Raw genomic sequence first — 19,870 nt, 5'->3', positions numbered from 1 at the left:
CATTGTTCAAATTTTTCTTCTTTAGAAGAAAAATCTTCCAATTAGCGTTTCAACGAGCTGGGAGATATGCTCGCCAGCTGTTGTAGTTTGTTTTCCCCCACCTAAAGAGGAAGGGGACATCTTAAAGCTCGTTATTTTTTCTTTTTCTTAGGCAGCTTGGCTGAATCCAGGAATTCCTGATATCTGGATGTAGGCCACTGCTGGAAGGTTGCCAGCCCTGCATTATAGAAGGCAATTCCCATTGGACTAAGTGTCGGATTATCCAGGAGGGTAATCTCAAAATGACCACCGAAGGCACCCTTCAGATAAGTTTTTATCATCTGATTGCTGGCGACTACCACATCATCAAATTTGCCATCACCATTTGTATCTACATCCAATTCCTTGGCAGTAATGGCATACATACCATATCTGTTATCCCCCAGATCAACTACACTGGCATCCGCATAATTAAATTTCTTACAGAATTTTTCAATAGTAGCTCTCTTTTCTTCCTCAGGCAGAGTCCCCAGATTATCAGGTACATCAGCTTCATCATAGGCATTGATCAATATAATCCATGCCTTGTTGATATCAGTTGCAGTCCCATGAAAAATCAACACATCTCCCTTGGCAGTATCATCAAAAAAGCTGGCAGGAACTACCTCCGGTTTACCCGGGCACATTATAGTGTAACCATAACGCTCACTGGTATACTTGTAAGGAAGCTGCACCTGAACAGTAGTATTTTCATCTATCTTTGGCGCTTCTCCCTCCTTTGGTGCCGCAGCATCTGCAGGAGCCTGCTCGGCAGTCTGTGCTGCAGCCGGTGCAGCGGCAGGAGCAGCTGCTGTCTGAGCCGTGTCCCCGGTTGCAGCTACAGCCATACCAGGTATTACTGCAACGGCGCTCATCAGCATTACTGCAAAAAGTTTAGACATAACATTTTTTATAATCATATTTCCCCTCCATCTTACAAAACAACATCTTTATTTGTGAATCATTGTAATTTCGTTTTTTGAAAAATTAATGAAAGACTCATTAAATCCAGATTAAACCGAATATAATAATCGGGACATTGAGGATATTTATTTCAGGTAATCCAGCAGCATGGTCAGGGCCTTATCAACCGCCTGTTTTTTTATTTCCTGTCTGCTGCCTGAAAATACATTTTTGGTGACCTGATTACCCTTGCTGCCAGCTACCGATATGTACACAAGCCCCACCGGTTTTTCCACGCTGCCTCCACCAGGACCGGCAATTCCTGTAATACCAACACCAATATCGGCACCCAAATGGGTACAAACCCCACCGGCCATCTCTAGGGCAGTTTCGCTGCTCACAGCTCCATCCCGCTGCAGGGTTGCTTCCTGAACCCCCAGTTGGGCTTTCTTGACCTTATTGGAATATGCGATCACAGAGCCTACTACATAATCAGAGCTTCCCGAGACATCCGTCAGCCTGCTTGTCAAAAGCCCTCCGGTACAGGATTCGGCACAGGCTATTGTCAGAGAGGCATCCATCAGGCCCCGTCCAACCAATTCCTCCAGGGGAATATCTTCTGCCAGTTCTCCTACAAGGTCCTCAGTAAAACCTTGAAGAATACGGACCTTGACCATGTCACCCACCTGGCTGTGCAAATCCCCTTCGATATATATCTGATCGTCCACATCATCAGCCTGTCTATAAGATCGGCCAAAAGGCATGCCTTCGTCGGTATGGCCCTCAACGATAACATCCAGCACCTTCCCCTCAAGGCTTTCATTGATTTCCTGTGAAATCAGGCTCTGTATAGCCTTGAGACTGTGATAGCGGTCCTGCATCACATCTTCAGGAACCTGGTTGTCCATAAGTGCTGCCGGAGTATCCTCCTCCTGGGAATATGTGAATATTCCCACATGATCAAACCGCTGTGCAGTAATAAACTCCTTAAGTTCCTCAAACTGCTCATCTGTTTCCCCCGGGAAGCCCACAATAAATGTGGAGCGTATTACAACTCCCGGAATGCGATCCCGCAGCTTTTGCAGAAGCTCGACAATCTGTTCCTTGGTATCCGGCCTGCGCATATTGCGCAACACCTGATTATTGGCATGCTGCAACGGTATATCAACATACTTGACTACCTTTTCTTCAGCAGCCATCACATCAATCAGTTCATCATTAAAAAATCTAGGATAGCAATACAAGGTCCGTATCCATTTAATCCCATCAATCCGGCACAGCTCCCTCAGCAACCGGGCCAATTGAGGTTTTCCGTAAATATCGTGACCATAATTGGTCGTATCCTGAGCTATGAGTACTATTTCCTTGACGCCTTGGTCTGCCAATCTTCCGGCTTCCTGAAGGATATCCTCGACAGTACGGCTTCTGTAGCTGCCCCTGATGAGCGGAATAGCACAAAAAGCGCATCTGTTGTTGCAGCCCTCAGCGATTTTTATGTAGGCAGTGTGCTTAGGAGTGGTTGGTATACGAGGAACAGATGCATCATAGATAATTTCACCTTCACCTCTTACCACCACCCTGTTGCCCTGCAGTGTTTCATCCAGGACCTCACCTATACGGTTCCAGGCCTCTGTGCCGATAATCCCGTCAGCCTCAGGCAGTTCATCCAGCAGCTCCTGACCGTAACGCTGCCCCAGGCAACCGGCAATTATAAGAGCTTTACAGTGTCCCTTGTCCTGCTGTTTATACTCTGCCATGCGCAAAATAGTATTTATTGATTCTTCCTTGGCAGACTGAATAAACGCACAGGTATTCACGATCAGTATATCTGCCTCAGATGGTTCATTGACAATTTCTATATTTTTTTCCTTGATAAGTCCCAGCATAACCTCTGTATCCACAAGGTTCTTGGAACAGCCAAGGCTAATAAATCCAGCCTTCAAAATAACCTCCTGTTTTGCATTACGAGCCGAACCGTACTTCCTTCAACCAACGGTCAAGCATCTGTCGGCGCTGATTTTCAGGATAATCAGCCAGTTGATTATACAATACAACATTCTTCCCGGAAAACTGTCTGGCAGTCATCAACGAGGAATTGGCCGGCATAAAATAAAACCCATTTTCCTGCATTACCTGTAATGGAGCATCTGTCAGCATCCAATTCAAAAACTCCCTGGCATTATCAGCATGGGGTGAATTAATCATCAGTCCAATACCAGTAAGAGTATAAGCAGTACCCTCCGCAGGATAAATCACCTTCAGGGGATAACCCTCGCCAACATAGCGCAGGACCTCACTTTGGACAGCAATTGAAATATCCGCCTCTCCCATACCGGCCATCCTGGCCGGAGTGGAAAGATATTTTGCATATTGTACCACCTTTGGGTGCAAAGCCCTCATATATTCCAGGGCTCTTTCCTCCCCATACTGTGCAACCATGAACATGTATATGTTGGAAGCATTATCAGCTGCCATAAAATCTGTGATTCCCAATCTATAGCTGTTTGGGGCCGCCAATTCTTCCCATGAATTCGGGATGTGCCTGAGCTTTCGCATATAGTCCTTGTTAATGCAAAAAACAACAGGATCATACCATATGCCAGTCCAAAAGCCATGATTATCCTTAAAGGTATCCCCCACTGAATCGCCATATTCCGAAATATACGGCTGCAGCCAACCTGCACCGGCAGCCCGCCTTAGAAGCCTGCTATCCGCAATCACGAGATCAGCCTTTCCCGGAGACTTCAGCTTGGATTCAAGCTCACTTTCCGTCATCGGAACAAAATTTACCCGTATATTATTGCTTTTTGCATAGGTATCGGCAATACATCTCACATTCTCAGCCGGAAGTGTTGTATATACAACGATATGTCCCCGTATTCTGCTGTCGTCATAATGATTATCTCCCCCGGAAAAATACAGGGCCCCAAAAATGGACAGCACCATAATTACGAAGGAGCTGATCAAAAGAACAGAATATCTTTTCATAGACTACACACCATCACTTCATATAAGAAAATCCTGCAGGAAAATATCCCTGCAGGAATCGCAGTCATAAAGCCATTGTTCAAATGTCTCCTCATTGGAAGAAACATCTTCCCAGCAGCGTTTCAACAAGGCGGGATATATTCCTGCCACTGTTATGGGGTGCTTTCCCCAAATCACAGAGGAAGGTGACATCTTTAACCTCGTCAGAAGATGTTATTTGTTCTGGCGCATCCAGACAGGAATATCAATTCCGTTTGCCTTATAAAAATCCTGTTTAGGAACGCCAATTTCTTCAGCACTCTGAGAACTCTTGCCAAACACTGGAACTCTCATGCCATTTGGCTGGGAATCAAGTTTTGGAAGTGATAATCCACTGCTGCTCTGTTCGGATTCAAAATTCGTAGCTACAACAGTAACACGAACAGTATCGCCCATAGAATCATCAACAGATACACCCCAGATGATGTTGGCATCCGGATGAGCATCTTGTGTAATGCTCTGACTGGCCTCATTTAATTCCATCATATTCAGGTGTGATTGTTCGCCAATGAAGTTGATTATTACGCCTCTGGCACCGCTGACTGAAACCTCCAGAAGTGGAGAATTAACTGCCTCACGCAGAGCCTGCATTGGAGCATTGTCGCCTGATGCCTCCCCGATACCCATCAGGGCCGGGCCGGCATTTTGCATTACGGCCTCCACATCAGCAAAATCAAGGTTTACATAACCTGAATCATTTATAAGATCAGAGATACTCTGAACGCCCTGACGCAGTATGTCATCAACGCTCTTGAAAGCATCAATAAAGGATGTGGTCTTTTCAATGATACTTAATACCTTCTCATTAGGCACCGTAATAATGGTATCCACCCGTTGACGCAGCTCAGCGATACCAGCCTCGGCACGCTTGGAACGCATACGCCCCTCATATGAAAATGGACGGGTCACAACACCAACTGTCAGAGCTCCCTGTGATTTGGCACATTCTGCAACCACCGGAGAGGCACCTGTACCAGTACCGCCACCCATACCAGCAGCAATGAATACCATATCAGCACCCTTCAGGGCTTCCATGATTTCGTCACGGTTTTCCTCCGCTGCCTTGGCACCTACATCCGGGCGGGCACCGGCACCAAGACCACGGGTAGCTTTTTCACCGATTTGAATACGGGTAGTAGCCAAAGACTTTGACAAAGCCTGTGCATCCGTATTAACAGCAATAAAGTCAACGCCCTTTACCCCGGCATTAACCATGCAATTGATGGCATTGCTTCCACCGCCACCAACACCAACTACCTTGATGACAGCCTTGCTGTCACTCTCAAAATCATCAAACTCTATTGACACTAAAACAACCCCCACATATATATTTTAGCTCACAAAATTTTCATTACACCAATACATATAGAATTATATCATTTATTGTTTTTAAAATCTATAAGAAATAAAAATGAAATTAATGCTTTTGGAGCCAATAATGGCGTATAGCGCCTAAATTGTTAAATATTCTCAGTCCAAAGGCCAGCAAGGCTACGTAATACAAGTCCATCCCCAGCCTGTCACCTACATAAACCAAAAAAGCTGCCAACAGGGCATTTGTAAAGAAGCCTGTAATGAATACCCGGTCATCAAAATTGCCGTTACAGGCTGCCTTCAGCCCACCAAATACAGTATCCAATGACGCCATCAATGCTACAGAAAAAAGACCGGAATAACCAACAGGAATGCTCCATGGCACCACAAAGCCCAAAAGCATGCCAATCAGGAGGCCGATAACTGCATAAATCATTTTGACTCCTCCTCCCTGTTTGAGGTAACAGCCAGCTTATATTTGCTGCTTGCCTTATATGCCGGTATCCAAACATTATCCACAGGCTGTATATTCAGCTTTATTCCCCATACCTTCAGGGAATCAGCCACTCCACCACGCATGTTGATGGCGTTCATCAGATTTTCCTTTTCGCCGATGGCCCTGATTTCAAAAGGAGGTGCTGAACGGACATTATTTACGGAAATAGTAGGTCCCGCACACCTGATTTCAGAATTTGCCGTAAGGCGCTGACCATTAATTGATATGGCTTCCGCTCCGGCGGCCCGAAGCTCATTCACTACCTTGAGTATATCCTCATCATGTACCAGATACAGATTGGGATCATTTTCCTTTTTGGCTATTTTACCACTGTCATCAATAGTAAGAATTATACCCGGTCCTTCCAGGGCACTCATACCGGAAATCATCAAAATATCATCATTGATCTTGTCATTCTTTTCGGAGCTGGACAATCCCTTTAGCTCCCTGATTTCGTCCTCCAGCTCCTGATTTTCAGATTCTACCTGATGTAATCTGGCAGACAATTCCTCTACCCGCTGAAAAGGCAGGGAAGCACGGGTATCCTGAGTACTTCTGAACTGAATGGCCAACATAAAACCCAGAACTATACAGACACAGACAATAGATATTTGTCCTTTATCAATACGCATAGTTTCCCCTCCCCACCTTTTATTCCTTGAACTTGATGGAATAAGAGCCATCAAATCTGGCATCTATATAATCAATCGGATACTTCGCCTGTTTTATCTCTTTATTCACGCTCTCAGTTATTTGCTGCTTACTGTCAATAGAGTCAAGATTCCCCAGCTTAAGCTGAACAGGCCCCCTCATGTAAATCGTGACATTGTCAGTATCAGCGATATTGATTTCTGAAATATTACCTGTAGTTTCATGATGAAGCTTATCCAAAAAATTCAGGACGGCATTGATGTTCGCATTCTCCACAGTATCTCCCACAAAAAGCGAGGATACGGACACACCACTGATAATCGGTACAGGAATATCAGTCAGTGTCCTATGGGCATCCAGTATAACGCCACCCCGGCCAAGCTCCAAAAATCCGTAGTCACATTTAATCATGGCCAAAGGGACCCTTTCCACTACCTGAATCTCCAGGGTACTTGGGAAGGCACGCCGGACAATGGCTCTTTCTATCCTTATATCCTTCACCATGGTCTGCATTATGTCATCGATTTTAAGCTGAAAGAGATTTTCGCCCATGTTCACGCCGGAAATCCGGCAGACCTCTTCCTCTGATATATAATAATTACCGCTTACCTTCACATGCTTCAATACAAAAACAGGTGACAGGGCTATAGTAATCACCACCAGAAACAGAATTAATACACTCATCAAAGTGACTAATACCTTATGTGATATTACTTTTTTCTTCGGTGTATCTACCTTTCCTTCTTCCAATGTGTATTACTCCTTAAATCCAGCCAACTGCAATATTTTTTGGCACAGGTCAGGGAATTCAATTCCAGCTGCTCTGCCGGCATCAGGAACCAATGAGGTTTCTGTCATGCCAGGAACAGTGTTCACCTCTATGGCATAAGGTTTGTCATCATCAGTATTCAGCATAAAATCAACCCGGGCCACGCCACTGCACCCGCAGGCCGCAAAGGCCCTGCAGGCTATTTTCTGCACCTGTTGAGTAAGTTCATCAGCTATAGGTGCAGGAATTATATGCTGGGAACCGCCAACCTTGTATTTATTTTCATAATCATACCAGCCTGTAGCCGTGGTAATTTCAATGATAGGCAGGGCCTCCTGCTTTTCTTCATCTCCGAAGACGGCCACTGTCAGCTCCCTGCCCTTAATAAATTCCTCAACCAATATTTCCCTGTCATACTTAAAAGCCTCTTTCAAGGCAGCATCCAGCTCTTCAGGAGCATTGACAATAACTACACCAATACTCGATCCCTGTGAGGAAGCCTTGATTACTACCGGAACAGAAAACTCCTCGAGAATTTCCTGAACCAGATTGCGCCGTTCGTACTCAAAGACAAAATATGTACGGTATTTTGGAGTAGGAACTCCTGCTGCATGGAAGAAATGCTTGGTGGCTACCTTATCCATGGTGACTGCAGAGGCCCGGACCCCTGAGCTGGTATAAGGAATCCCCAACATATCCAGGGTGCCCTGAATTATTCCATCTTCACCAAACTTACCATGAAGTGCGTTAAACACGATATCAGGTTTCAATTCCCGAAGCTGATCCACAAAGGTATCCGGCACAAGCTCCAGCCCTACCACATCATATTTTTTTGATTTCAGGGCGTTTAATATGGCATTTCCACTCCGGCGTGACACTTCAGCCTCACTGGATGGACCACCCATTACCACAACTATTTTATTGCTCATCATTAAGCTCCTATTTTCATTTTAATAATTCCACCAGTTCCTCACCGGATTTTACAATATCCCCGGCCCCCATTGTCATAATCAGGTCTCCCTCCCGGGCGATGGACTTCAGGTAGCCGGCTATATCAGCCTTGTCCTTGATATAAACAGTTTCTTGCCCGGTCTGTTCAGCCACTTCCTTGACCAGAAGCTCACCATCAATTCCCGGTATTGGATCCTCCCCGGCAGAATAGACATCCGTCAAAATCAATATATCAACTCCCGCGAAGCAACTGCCATATTCCTTTTGCAGCAACTGTGTCCTGCTGTACCTGTGTGGCTGAAATGCACATATCAACCGTTTTGGCTGTGTCTGTCTTGCTGCCTTGATGGTTGTGGCAATCTCTGTAGGATGATGTGCATAATCATCGACTACCCATATGCCATTAGCTTTTCCCTTTGTCTGAAAACGGCGCTTAGCTCCATTGAACATGGTAAGCCCTTCCGCCATATGTCTCACAGTCAGCCCCATCACAAGCCCGGTTACAATACATGCCATGGCATTGAGCACATTATGTCTGCCCGGTACATTGAGCTTGACACTGCCAAGATTTTCACCCTTGTGAAGGACATCAAAGGAAGTCCCCATGGCATCAGCCGTGATATTCCCGGCCAGATAATCGGCATCTGAATCTATTCCGTATGATACTACCCGACACTTTACTTTATCGGCCAAATTCCTGATATTTTCATTGTCAAAGCAGACCACAGCGCAGCCATCTTCCCGAATTTGATTCATGAACTGCTGAAAAGCCTTTATTATATTTTCCATGGAACCATAATGGTCCATATGATCATTTTCTATATTGGTAACCACACCTATGTATGGATAATATTTCAGAAAAGTACCATCGCTTTCATCCGCCTCTGAAACCAGGTATTCACTTTTCCCCAGCTTGGCATTACTGCCGAGATAATCCACCTCGCCACCAATAATAATGCTTGGAGACACGCCCTCATAATCCAGTGACACGCCCAGCATAGCCGTAGTGGTTGTCTTACCGTGGGCACCTGCCACTGCAATACCCTTGGAATTATTGATCAGAAACGCATTAACATCGGAACGGTGCAGTCTTTTCAGCCCCAACCTTTCAGCCTCCCGGACTTCAGGATTATCCTCCCTGATTGCACTGGAAACCACAATTGCCTCTGCTCCATCAACATTTTCGGCCCTGTGACCAATGAAAATCCTGGCCCCTAATTCCCGCAGGGTTCCGGTCATAACGGATTCCTTCATATCAGAGCCTGAAACAGCATATCCCTTTTCCACCAAAATTTTGGCCAACGCACTCATGCCTGCGCCGCCAATTCCTATAAAATGAACCTTATGAATGCCATTAAGCACTATGATACTTCCCTTCAAATTAATTCTTTTTCTTATTGGCCAATTCCATGATAATATCCGCAATGACCCCGGCAGCTTCCGGCCGTCCCAGACTGCGGCTGGCCACTGACATATCATGCAGGACCTGATTGTTGAATAACATTTTCTCTATGGCTGCAATCAGTATATCAGAATTCAGGTCACTGTTCAAAATGACCTGAGCGGCACCTGCCTTTTCTACAGCCCTGGCATTGAATTCCTGATGATTTTCAGCAGCATAAGGATAAGGTATCAATACTGCCGGAATCCCCTTGGCTGTCAATTCAGCCAATCCCGTGGCCCCGGCCCTGAACACAGCCAAATCCGCCACTGCCATAGCCTGAGGCATGTTATACAAATAAGGAAAAACCTTGATATTATTCCACTTGTTCAGATCCACCCCGGCATCGGCAATCCGCTGAAGTATATCATCATATTCCCCCTTGCCGGTTGCATGGAGAATCTGTACCACCTGACTGCCGGCAAAATGCTTCAGCACTCCCACCATGGCACGGTTAATACTGCGGGCTCCCCGGCTTCCACCGGAAACCAGAAGTGTTTTTTTCTCCGGATCCAACCCAAAGGCTTCATAACCCGGACGGCGCTCGGTATTAATCACCTCATCGCGAATTGGATTACCGGTAAATACCACCTTGTCCTGAGGGAAAAATTTATTGGCCTCAATAGCTCCGGTAGCAATCCGCGAAACGAAATGGGACAAAATCTTGTTGGTAATCCCGGGAACAACATTCTGTTCCTGAATAAGGGTAGGAATACCCATGAGACTGGCAGCCATTAATACCGGGCCACATACATAGCCTCCGGTCCCAATTACCACATCCGGCTTATATGACCTTACAATACCTGCAGCCTTAAAAACTCCCCGAACAGCCTTCAGCACCCGTATGAGGTTGACCGGACTCAGACTGCGCTTAAAGCCCTGAAGATCAACTGTTTTAAAGGGAAGACCTTCCTTGGGTACTATATCCGCTTCCAGGCCGGTGCTTGTCCCCACATAAAGTATCTCCAGATTATCTATTCTCTTTTTCAACATCCGTATAATGGTTATGGCAGGATAGATATGACCTCCGGTGCCACCACCAGATACTATTATTCTCATTTAAGCAATTCCTTTACCAAATGTTTAAAATCTCTACCGCGTTCTTCATACCCGGTGTACATATCAAAGGATGCACATGCAGGTGAAAGAAGAACAATCTGAGGTATGCCTGAAATCTCATGGGCAATTTCCACAGCCTTTTCCATGGAATATCCGGCCTCATGGATATGCTCCTGAGGATACCCTGCAGCAAGAGCTTCCTGCTTAAATCTCTCAGTAGCATCCCCAACCAGGATAAGCTCATCAACCTTTTCCTTTACCAGCGCCATGAATTCACTCAAATCAGTATGCTTGTCATCACCACCGGCTATCAGTATGAGATGACCATCAAAGCTGTCCAGGGCCTTTATGGAAGAATCAGTGTTGGTCGCCTTGGAATCATTGTAATATGGAACGCCATTAACCGTAGCTACAGGCTCTATACGATGCTCTACCGGTTCAAAGGCCTTCAGTGTCTCAGTGATTTTTGGAATTCTCACGCCTCCCAAAAAGGCTGCTGCAGCAGCTGCCAAGGCATTTTCCACATTATGTCCGCCCTTGATTTTCAGTTCATCAGCACGGCACAATTTACAGGTCTGTCCCTGCCATGCAATAGTCAACCATCCATCATTGAGAAAGGCACCTTCCTTGAGGACTTCCTTGCGGCTGAAGAAAAACACCCGGCTTTTAGCCCTGTTTGCCATATCCCTGGTCTTGTCATTATCGTAGTTAAGGACCAAATAATCACTGGAATCCTGATTGGCAAACATCTTTTCCTTCATCTGCTGATAAACCTCCAGGCTTCCGTGACGAACTACATGGTCCGGGGTGACATTCAGCTCCACAGCCACATGAGGTCTGAACTTGGTGGATGCCTCCATCTGATAGCTGGAAATCTCCGCTACAACACAGCTGTTCTCACCAGCCTTCAGCGCCTCCTCACAAAGGGGAATACCAATATTTCCTCCTACCCCGGCATTTGGATATCTGGTGCGCATCAGCTGCCCAAGCAGTGTTACAGTAGTAGTCTTGCCATTAGTTCCTGTAACAGCAAAAATAGGTGACTTGGCCAGTTCATAGGCCACCTCCACCTCGCTGGTAACAGGTATGTTTCTTTTATATGCCTCCTGTACCAAAGGAATCCGCACCGGCACAGCAGGCGACAGGATCACCAGATCAACTCCCTCCAGCTGAGTGCTGTCCTGCTTTCCAAAAACCAGCTTGACCCCGGCATCACGAAGCTCCTGTAAATCATAAGTTATATCTGCTTCAGCCTTGGAGTCACTCAAGGTCACATCTGCTCCCATTTTTTTTGCTATTTTGGCTACAGCATTACCACTTATACCTACACCTATAACCAAAACCTTTTTACCCATAAAATCCATACCATTCATCTCCTACAAATTGTAAATTCAGGCACCTAAAACAAACAGTGCTAATCCTGCCACTCCCGCTATGAAACCGACAGTCCAAAATACCCATACAACCTTTGTTTCTGACCAGCCCTTCAATTCAAAATGATGATGAACAGGACTCATCAAAAAGACTCTCTTGCCGGTACTCTGGAAGGATATAACCTGAATTATCACCGATAATGCTTCACAAACAAACACAAAACCTATTACAGCCAATAGGATTTCGGTATGTGTAAGAATACCAACGGCTGCCATGACACCACCCAGTGCCAATGAGCCGGTATCACCCATAAATATTTTTGCCGGATGATAATTAAATTTCAGGAACCCCAGACATGCTCCAACTGTAGCAGCTGAAAGCACGGCCAGTTCGGGCTTTCCCATGGCTGCACAGACCAGCATGTAAAAAAAGGCCGCCACGGCAACAGTGCCGGATGCCAGGCCATCCAAGCCATCCGTCAGGTTAACCGCATTGGTGGTTCCCACCATAACAAAAACAAGTAAAAAGTAAAACAGAAATCCCAAATCAATATTTTCGCAGAAGGGAATCCATAAATCATTCTGCAGGCCCCCATAAACCGCCACCAAAACAGCAATTATAAGCTGTCCCAGAAACTTCTGGCGGGCCTTGAGCCCAAGATTCTGTTTCTTTACAACCTTGATGTAGTCATCAATAAAGCCCAGAATAAAGTGCCCTACCACCACAAACAAGGCCAAAAACAATTCCAGCGTCCATTGGGCAAAAACCAAGGTTGCCAGGACCAGACCCAGGATTATCATCAAACCACCCATGGTAGGAGTACCGCTTTTGGCCTGATGACTCTGGGGGCCTTCCTCCCGAATGCTCTGACCGAATTTCAGTCTGTGAAGCTGGGGAATCAGCACCGGGCCGGCTCCCAGGACCAGAATAAACCCCAAAGCCAATGCAAAGAGCGCATTCATAGGCAAAGCTATATCAACACCCGCTAATGTAAATTCCAAACCCATTCCTAAAAAAGCCTCCATATTACAGCAAATCTATTATTTCTTCCATTTTCATGCCCCGTGACCCCTTGAAAAGAACAGTATCACCAGGCTCAAGGATTTCCTTGAGCTTACGGGCAGCCTCATGGTGGCTGTTCACATGAACAACCTCCTTCATGCCGGCTGACAAGGCACCATTGGCTATTTCCTGCCCCATAGGTCCAAAAGCTATCAGGGCAGCAGCACCACTTTCCGCTACCTGTCTGCCAACCTTCCGGTGGGCAGCAACAGCCAGATCCCCCAGCTCAAGCATGTCTCCCAGGACAGCCACACATCGGCCCCTGGCAACCTCAGACATGGTCTTGATAGCTGCCTCCATGGACATTGGGCTGGCATTATAGGCATCATTGATAATATTATATTCACCAAGCTTTTTAGTCTCAAAACGCATTCCGGTCATCTGAACAGCTGCCAGTCCCGCCTTGATTTTGTCTGCATCCAGCCCCAAAGCATATCCTGCCGCAATAGCAGCAAGTGCATTGGAAACATTGTGACGCCCAACCATTGGTAGCACAAGATCAGCAACAGGGCCATCATTACCCAGACGGCATTTAAAACAGGTCTCTGACTCATCACTGGAAATATCCATGGCCTTTATGTCAGCATCCCTGTCAATACCAAATGTGATGACCCTTACTCCATCCCTGCATTTGGCAGCCATAGCTGCGGTATATTCGTTATCATTATTTAAAATAACAGTCCCTCCGGCAGGAACAGCCTCTACCAGCTCGCCCTTGGCCTTGGCGATATTCTCCATGGACCCCAGAAGCTCCATATGGGTTTCACCCACATTGGTCACTATGCCAATGGTAGGAGCAGCAATAGGTGCCAGGGACGCAATCTGTCCCAAACCACGCATACCTATCTCCACTACTGCTGCCCGATGGCTTTCATTCATATTGAGCAGTGTCAGGGGAAGACCTATCTCATTGTTAAAATTCCCCTGGGTCTTCAAAACCGGAAAGGCAGCCGATAAAACCCCAGCTGTCAGGTCCTTTGTGGTGGTTTTTCCGTTGGAGCCTGTGATTACCAGTACTGGTATATCAAATTTCATACGCCAAAAATGCGCCAGCTTCTGCAGCGCAGTCTGCGTATCACATGCAGCCTTGATTACAGTCCCCCCATAGGTATCAGCTGTATTATATTCACTGCTGACCAGGACCCCACCGGCACCTTTTTTCAGGGCATCTCCAACGAACTCCTCACCGTTGAAGCGTTCACCCTTTAGGGCAACAAACAAGGCTCCGGGAATAATTTTCCTGGTATCGGTAATAACATCAGAAAAACAGGTCGCTCCCTGCTCCAATACAGTTATCTCCCCCAGGGCATTTTTTATATCATCCAAAGAAAATTGTGGCATACTCATTCACCTATTTTTCCTTTAATAGCTTCCATGGCTACTTCTTTATCGTCAAAATGAATCGTTTTGTCCTTAAGTATCTGGTAATCCTCATGACCCTTGCCGGCAATAACAACAATATCACCCTTTTTCGCTATATTCACGGCATGGAAGATAGCCTCACGGCGATCGATAATTGCTTCATGCTCCTTATCTCCGGCTGCCTGCTCCACACCTTCTACCACCTGGCCCAAAATAAAAGCTGGATCCTCTGTCCGTGGATTGTCCGAGGTAGCCACAATAACATCAGAAAGCTCCGCTGCAATACGCCCCATAATAGGCCGCTTGGTTCTATCACGATCACCACCACAGCCAAAGACCGTTATGATACGGTTATCACAAATCTTACGGGCAGTATGAAGAATATTCTCCAAACCGTCAGGAGTATGAGCATAATCAACGATAACAGCAAAATCCTGTCCGCCCCTTACCAGCTCAAAGCGCCCAGGCACCCCGGTAAACTCCTCCATGGCTGCCTTGATAACAGGAACAGGTATCCCCTCAGCCAATGCCGCACCAACAGCTGCCATAACATTGTAAACATTAAAAATACCCGTAATTTTCAGGTCCAATGGCAGGGTGCCAAACTGGTGCCTTATATCAAAACGAGTCCCATCAGCAAGCACCTGGATATTCTCGGCACGAAGTACCGCATCATTGTCTATACCATAGGTTATATGTCGGCAATCAGCATGCTCAAGCATAACCCTGCCGGCCTCATCATCAATATTAACCACCGCAGTCTTGCCATTTTTTACATTGTCCCTGCGGCTGACACTGTCAAACAGCTTCGCCTTGGCCGACCGGTAATTTTCAAAGGTTTTATGGTAATCGAGGTGATCCTGGGTGAGATTGGTAAAGACCACAGTATCAAATTCAACCCCGGCTACACGATCCTGGTCGAGAGCATGGGAAGAAACCTCCATGACCACATAATCCATGTTATTTTCCAGCATCCTGTTAATGGTAGCCTGGAGCTCAACCACATCAGGGGTAGTATTATGGATTGGAAGAACCTCATCCTCAATCATTATCTGGATAGTACCTATCAGGCCAACCCTGAAGCCCATTTTCCTCAACATGGACCGGATCATATAGCTGATAGAGGTTTTCCCGTTGGTCCCGGTAATACCGATTACCCGCATGCGTCTGGCTGGATAATCATAAAAAAATGGCACAATTACCTTGAGTGCCTTGGAAAGATCAGGCACCAGCAGGACATCCATACCTGCCGGCATCGGTGCATCTTCATTATCGGTAATGATTGCCACTGCACCTTTCTCCCGTGCCTGGGGAATAAAGGTATGGCCATCCACATGGGCTCCTGCTATGCAGGCGAACAAGGTCCCTTCAGTGACCTTTCTGGAATCATGTTCTATATCTTTAATCAAGGTATCACTATTTCCAATAATCTCGGCGCCTTCAACCAGCTCCGCCAATGCTCCTAATGTCTTTTCCATTGGAACCCTCCTACTTAATATCATAACTTAACTAACTTATTATAATACCGAACAAAAAAAAATGAAAGCATATTATACTTTCTTATACATTATTAGCGAGAAGTCTATAAGGAGACCTCAGTTTGACTTATCATACTTTTGGGTTGATTGCCGCCATCCGGTCCGTGCATACTCTATATCTATTGCCGGATAGAGGCCTATAAGGGGACCTCAGTTGCCCTTGGTCCTTGGCAAGCACAAGCAGCAGCGCAGTGCGAGCCTAGTACCACTAGGGCAATCTGTCGTGAGCGCAAGCGTGCCCCGTTAGACCTCCATCCGGTCCGTGCATACCTATATCTATTTCCGGATAGAGGCCTATAAGGGGACCTCAGTTGCCCTTGGTCCTTGGCAAGCACAAACAGCAGCGCAGTGCGAGCCTAGTACCACTAGGGCAATCTGTCGTGAGCGCAAGCGTGCCCCGTTAGGCCTCCATCCGGTCCGTGCATACCTATATCTATTTCCGGATTCAGATCTACCAAAAAAGGAATAAAAATTGGCAAAAAAAAAGTCATCACTATAAAAATGATGACCCTGGGTAATATAACAATAACACGGTGAAAGACGACCCCATCCTCACGGACAGAGTAGCTATTTTTCAGGCAGAAGCTATATCCCTCACCTTGAATATCACTAATTTTTTTCACGCATTTTAAACGATTATCTGGCTTGTTCTCCAGCGAAATAAGCACCCTGTGGAACAGTCATCCCCAACTCCTTCACAGCTATTTCCTTTATTCTGGAGTGTGCCTTCATTCTGGCATTTTCAACACGCAAGTTTTCATTGCTCTTTTCCATCATCTGTGCATCACTACGAATTTGACCCAGCTCATATACTTCGCTGGCCAACCTGCTGCTGGCAATTAGAACAGAGCCACACAGCAGAGTCGCTGTTAAAAACAAGGCGATTGCTTTTCTTTTTAAAGGATTTCTTTGAATATTTCTCTTCACTATTTTACGGTGTATCTTGATTTTTTCTTCTGAGGGCAATTCATCAAAATAGTCCTCATAATAATCCTCATAATACTCCTCATTCAGTTGTCTGGCTGGCACAACCGTTCCCTCCTTTCTGTGCTTAAATTCACATAAGATAAATCATCTATAGTTTTACAGCAATTCTCAGCTTAGCACTCTTTGCACGGGAATTGCTCTCAAGTTCACTTTTTGATGCCACAGCGGCCTTTACCAATAGCTTAATTTCCGGTTTATGGTTACAAACACATACCGGCAATGACGGTGGACAAATACAACCACTGGCCATTTCCTTTAACACATTTTTGGCAATCCTGTCCTCCAGGGAATGAAAGGTAATAATGGCTATCCTGCCGCCTGGCTTAAGATGCCTTACTGCACTTCTGAAGGATTTTTCCAAAATCCCCAGCTCATCATTAACCTCAATTCTCACTGCCTGAAAAATCCTTTTTGCAGGATGACCGCCCTTACTGTTACGCACGGCAGCCGGCACTGCTTTTTTGATAATATCAACTAACTCACCGGTAGTCTCAACAGGACCGTTTTTTCTGGCATCAATGATAAACTGGGCTATACGCTTATACCATCTTTCCTCGCCGTATTCCTTGAATATGCGGCAAAGCTCCTCCATGCTGTAACCATTGATTATGTCATAAGCAGAAAACTCTGCCTGCTGGTTCATTCGCATGTCAAGAGGTGCATCCTGCATGTAGGAAAAACCGCGGGAAGCAGTGTCAAGCTGGTAGGAAGATACCCCCAAGTCAAAAAGGATACCATCAACAGCCTGTACCTCCTGAGCCTTGAGAATATTGTCCAGATTGGAAAAATTATCCCTGACTATATCTACACGACAATTGCATCCTGCCAGCCGTTCACTGGCAGCGGCAATAGCCGCCTCATCCTGATCGATCCCAATAAGCCTTCCATCAGCATTAAGTCTGGCTGCTATCCTTCCGGAATGACCAGCTCCGCCGAGAGTACAGTCAACATAGGTTCCGGATAAATCAGTGATTAATCCGTTGACCGTTTCCTCAGGCATAACACTTATATGATGAAATTCCGTACTCATTGGCAACCTCATATTCCCAGATCGGCCAAAGTCTCTGCAATGGCTGAAACTGCAGGATTAATCTCCTCATTATACTTGAGCCATTCATCCTTGCTCCATACCTCAATGCGGCTGGACACCCCGATAAGCACTACATCCTTCTGGAGGGAAGCATGCTGCCTAAGGGTGGCAGGGACCAAAAATCGACCCTGTTTGTCAAGCTCAACCTGACGGGCTCCGGCAAAGAAGAAACGAACAAAGGCACGGGCCTCAGTCTTGGCTAAAGGCAACTGACGAAGTTTGGCTGAAAGCTGTTCCCACTCTGACTGTGCATAAATGAACAGACACCCATCCAGGCCCTTGGTAACAATGAAGCTGTCTCCCAATTCCGCGCGAAAATCAGCCGGTAAAATTACACGGCCCTTAGCATCTATTGAATGCATATATTCGCCCATTAACATGCTCCATCACCACCTTGCAGGAATATTCTACCACATCCACCCACTTTTTTCCACTTTTTTGAAAAAATTTCGTAAGCCCGCGTCAGTATTGACTTCCAGCATCATATCAGACATCATGAAAGTACAATTTTACAAATTTTTTTTGATATTTATCAGAATTTTTTCATTTTGGTGGTGTAAAGTGGGTGCCTTCACCCAAAAGTAGTTATCATGTATTTCAGACAACAAAAAAGCCTTCGGAAAAAACCGAAGGCTGATACATACAATGCAGTTTCCGAGACAAGATTCACATAGGGTCAGCTGTCCATCATCAGATGAGCATCAGCATTTTCACTGCACAAATCTCATTTTATAACGCAGTTGTTCAATTTTTTCTTTTGGAAAAAGAAAAGACTTCCGATTGGCGTTTTACCCAAGGGCACTAGCTATGCACCGCACGAGGTGGGAGATATGCTCACCACCTGTTAAAGATTGTCCTCCACCTATAGAGGAAGGGGACATCTTAGACCGAGTTATTTTTTTATCCATCCATCCTTGTTTACAAGGGGCAAATACTGAATTCTTTCCAAAAAATCCTTGTTGGTATTTTCAGTGTGAAAAATCGGCACCCGTTCCAGGGCATAAACATTGCTGTTGCGGTTTACAGTATCGTACCGGATGGTAAACGCTCCCTTGTAGCCTGCGTCCTTTACCATCTGGGCTATATGCAGGTTGTATGTCCCTGTAGGATATGCAATATAATCCGCTTCCTTGCCCAGTTTATCCTTTATGGTCTCCTTGGACCGGACAAGCTCCTCCATAATCTGCTCATCGCTGGCCTCAGTCATCGATTTATGGGTGACTGTGTGGGATTCAATAGAAAATCCATTAGCCTCCAAAATCCTGGCCTGATCCCAGGTCATGTAATTCGGATATTTATCCAAGAAACTGGTTACAACGAAAATAGTGCCGACAAAACCATATTTCTGCATTATAGGATACGCATTCACATAATTATCCCTGTACCCATCATCAAATGTAATCAGCACAGGATTTTCCGGCAGCTCTGCCCCATTGGCAACAAACTCATAAAGCTGATCCGGAGTAATGGAATGATATCCATGCTTTTGCAGCCACTGCATCTGTTTATCAAAATCATCGACCTGAATCGAAAGGGAATGAAACACATTGTCTACCTTGTGGTAGTTGATGACCATTACAGCCCGTATATCATTGCCGACCTCGTTTTCCGGCACCTTTACCTGCGGCTTTTTGCCACACATGACTATAATTGCCACCGCCAGGACCAAAATTCCTATAATTATATAAATTCTGTACTTTTCTATAAACGATTGAACGTCCATCATTATCCCGCCACCTTATTTTTAAGAACCCATTTATTATACATTTTTTTTCGAATTAATTCACCTGTTTTTCATGAATTAGTACATTTTTTATGATATAATCAT

General features: G+C 45.7%; 18 protein-coding genes and 1 pseudogene. All 19 read right to left on the bottom strand.

Annotated features, from left to right (window positions below; genetic code table 11):
• Positions 1-131: 131 nt before the first annotated feature.
• A complete protein-coding gene (locus K6C05_RS01015; RefSeq protein ID WP_296730435.1) occupies positions 132-938 on the bottom strand; it encodes a hypothetical protein in 807 nt (268 codons plus the stop codon).
• A gap of 129 nt (positions 939-1,067) precedes the next feature.
• Positions 1,068-1,520 (bottom strand): nicotinamide-nucleotide amidohydrolase family protein, encoded by a 453-nt coding sequence (locus K6C05_RS01010; RefSeq protein WP_296730439.1) that lies wholly within the window; start codon positions 1,518-1,520, stop codon positions 1,068-1,070.
• A 27-nt stretch (positions 1,521-1,547) separates the two neighbouring features.
• Positions 1,548-2,864: pseudogene (gene rimO, locus K6C05_RS01005) on the bottom strand (30S ribosomal protein S12 methylthiotransferase RimO); the annotation flags it as partial.
• Positions 2,865-2,883: 19 nt separating this feature from the next.
• On the bottom strand, positions 2,884-3,909 hold the full coding sequence (locus tag K6C05_RS01000) for an extracellular solute-binding protein (RefSeq protein WP_296730434.1): 1,026 nt from the start codon (positions 3,907-3,909) through the stop codon (positions 2,884-2,886).
• A gap of 213 nt (positions 3,910-4,122) precedes the next feature.
• Positions 4,123-5,256: a cell division protein FtsZ gene (gene ftsZ, locus K6C05_RS00995; RefSeq protein WP_296730433.1), complete on the bottom strand. Its 1,134-nt coding sequence runs from the start codon at positions 5,254-5,256 to the stop codon at positions 4,123-4,125.
• Positions 5,257-5,365: 109 nt separating this feature from the next.
• Complete coding sequence (locus tag K6C05_RS00990; RefSeq protein ID WP_296730432.1) at positions 5,366-5,698, bottom strand: small basic family protein; 333 nt, start codon at positions 5,696-5,698, stop codon at positions 5,366-5,368.
• On the bottom strand, positions 5,695-6,390 hold the full coding sequence (locus K6C05_RS00985) for a DUF881 domain-containing protein (protein WP_296730431.1): 696 nt from the start codon (positions 6,388-6,390) through the stop codon (positions 5,695-5,697). Before K6C05_RS00985 ends, K6C05_RS00990 begins: the two co-directional genes overlap by 4 nt.
• Before the next feature lie 19 nt (positions 6,391-6,409).
• Positions 6,410-7,159 carry an FtsQ-type POTRA domain-containing protein gene (locus K6C05_RS00980; RefSeq protein WP_296730429.1) on the bottom strand — a complete coding sequence of 250 codons (750 nt, stop codon included), beginning with the start codon at positions 7,157-7,159 and terminating at the stop codon, positions 6,410-6,412.
• Between the two features lie 6 nt (positions 7,160-7,165).
• Complete coding sequence (locus K6C05_RS00975; RefSeq protein ID WP_296730428.1) at positions 7,166-8,110, bottom strand: D-alanine--D-alanine ligase; 945 nt, start codon at positions 8,108-8,110, stop codon at positions 7,166-7,168.
• 13 nt (positions 8,111-8,123) lie between these two features.
• Positions 8,124-9,491: a UDP-N-acetylmuramate--L-alanine ligase gene (gene murC, locus K6C05_RS00970; protein ID WP_296730427.1), complete on the bottom strand. Its 1,368-nt coding sequence runs from the start codon at positions 9,489-9,491 to the stop codon at positions 8,124-8,126.
• A 19-nt stretch (positions 9,492-9,510) separates the two neighbouring features.
• Complete coding sequence (gene murG / locus K6C05_RS00965; RefSeq protein WP_296730425.1) at positions 9,511-10,629, bottom strand: undecaprenyldiphospho-muramoylpentapeptide beta-N-acetylglucosaminyltransferase; 1,119 nt, start codon at positions 10,627-10,629, stop codon at positions 9,511-9,513.
• On the bottom strand, positions 10,626-11,993 hold the full coding sequence (gene murD, locus K6C05_RS00960) for a UDP-N-acetylmuramoyl-L-alanine--D-glutamate ligase (RefSeq protein ID WP_296730424.1): 1,368 nt from the start codon (positions 11,991-11,993) through the stop codon (positions 10,626-10,628). Before murD ends, murG begins: the two co-directional genes overlap by 4 nt.
• Positions 11,994-12,020: 27 nt before the next feature.
• Positions 12,021-12,965 (bottom strand): phospho-N-acetylmuramoyl-pentapeptide-transferase, encoded by a 945-nt coding sequence (gene mraY, locus K6C05_RS00955; protein ID WP_296730438.1) that lies wholly within the window; start codon positions 12,963-12,965, stop codon positions 12,021-12,023.
• Between the two features lie 64 nt (positions 12,966-13,029).
• Positions 13,030-14,406: a UDP-N-acetylmuramoyl-tripeptide--D-alanyl-D-alanine ligase gene (gene murF, locus K6C05_RS00950; protein ID WP_296730423.1), complete on the bottom strand. Its 1,377-nt coding sequence runs from the start codon at positions 14,404-14,406 to the stop codon at positions 13,030-13,032.
• Between the two features lie 2 nt (positions 14,407-14,408).
• A complete protein-coding gene (locus tag K6C05_RS00945) occupies positions 14,409-15,905 on the bottom strand; it encodes a UDP-N-acetylmuramoyl-L-alanyl-D-glutamate--2,6-diaminopimelate ligase (RefSeq protein ID WP_296730421.1) in 1,497 nt (498 codons plus the stop codon).
• 696 nt (positions 15,906-16,601) lie between these two features.
• Complete coding sequence (locus tag K6C05_RS00940) at positions 16,602-16,994, bottom strand: cell division protein FtsL (protein WP_296730420.1); 393 nt, start codon at positions 16,992-16,994, stop codon at positions 16,602-16,604.
• 46 nt (positions 16,995-17,040) lie between these two features.
• Complete coding sequence (rsmH, locus tag K6C05_RS00935) at positions 17,041-17,982, bottom strand: 16S rRNA (cytosine(1402)-N(4))-methyltransferase RsmH (RefSeq protein ID WP_296730419.1); 942 nt, start codon at positions 17,980-17,982, stop codon at positions 17,041-17,043.
• 8 nt (positions 17,983-17,990) lie between these two features.
• Entirely contained in the window at positions 17,991-18,422 is a 432-nt protein-coding gene (mraZ, locus tag K6C05_RS00930) for a division/cell wall cluster transcriptional repressor MraZ (RefSeq protein ID WP_296730418.1), read from the bottom strand.
• A gap of 512 nt (positions 18,423-18,934) precedes the next feature.
• Entirely contained in the window at positions 18,935-19,768 is an 834-nt protein-coding gene (locus tag K6C05_RS00925) for a polysaccharide deacetylase family protein (RefSeq protein WP_363317145.1), read from the bottom strand.
• Positions 19,769-19,870 lie beyond the last annotated feature (102 nt).

It is taken from the genome of Anaerovibrio sp. (assembly GCF_024697385.1).
Lineage (GTDB): Bacteria > Bacillota > Negativicutes > Selenomonadales > Selenomonadaceae > Anaerovibrio.
This window is presented reverse-complemented; position numbering and strand designations above follow the sequence as displayed.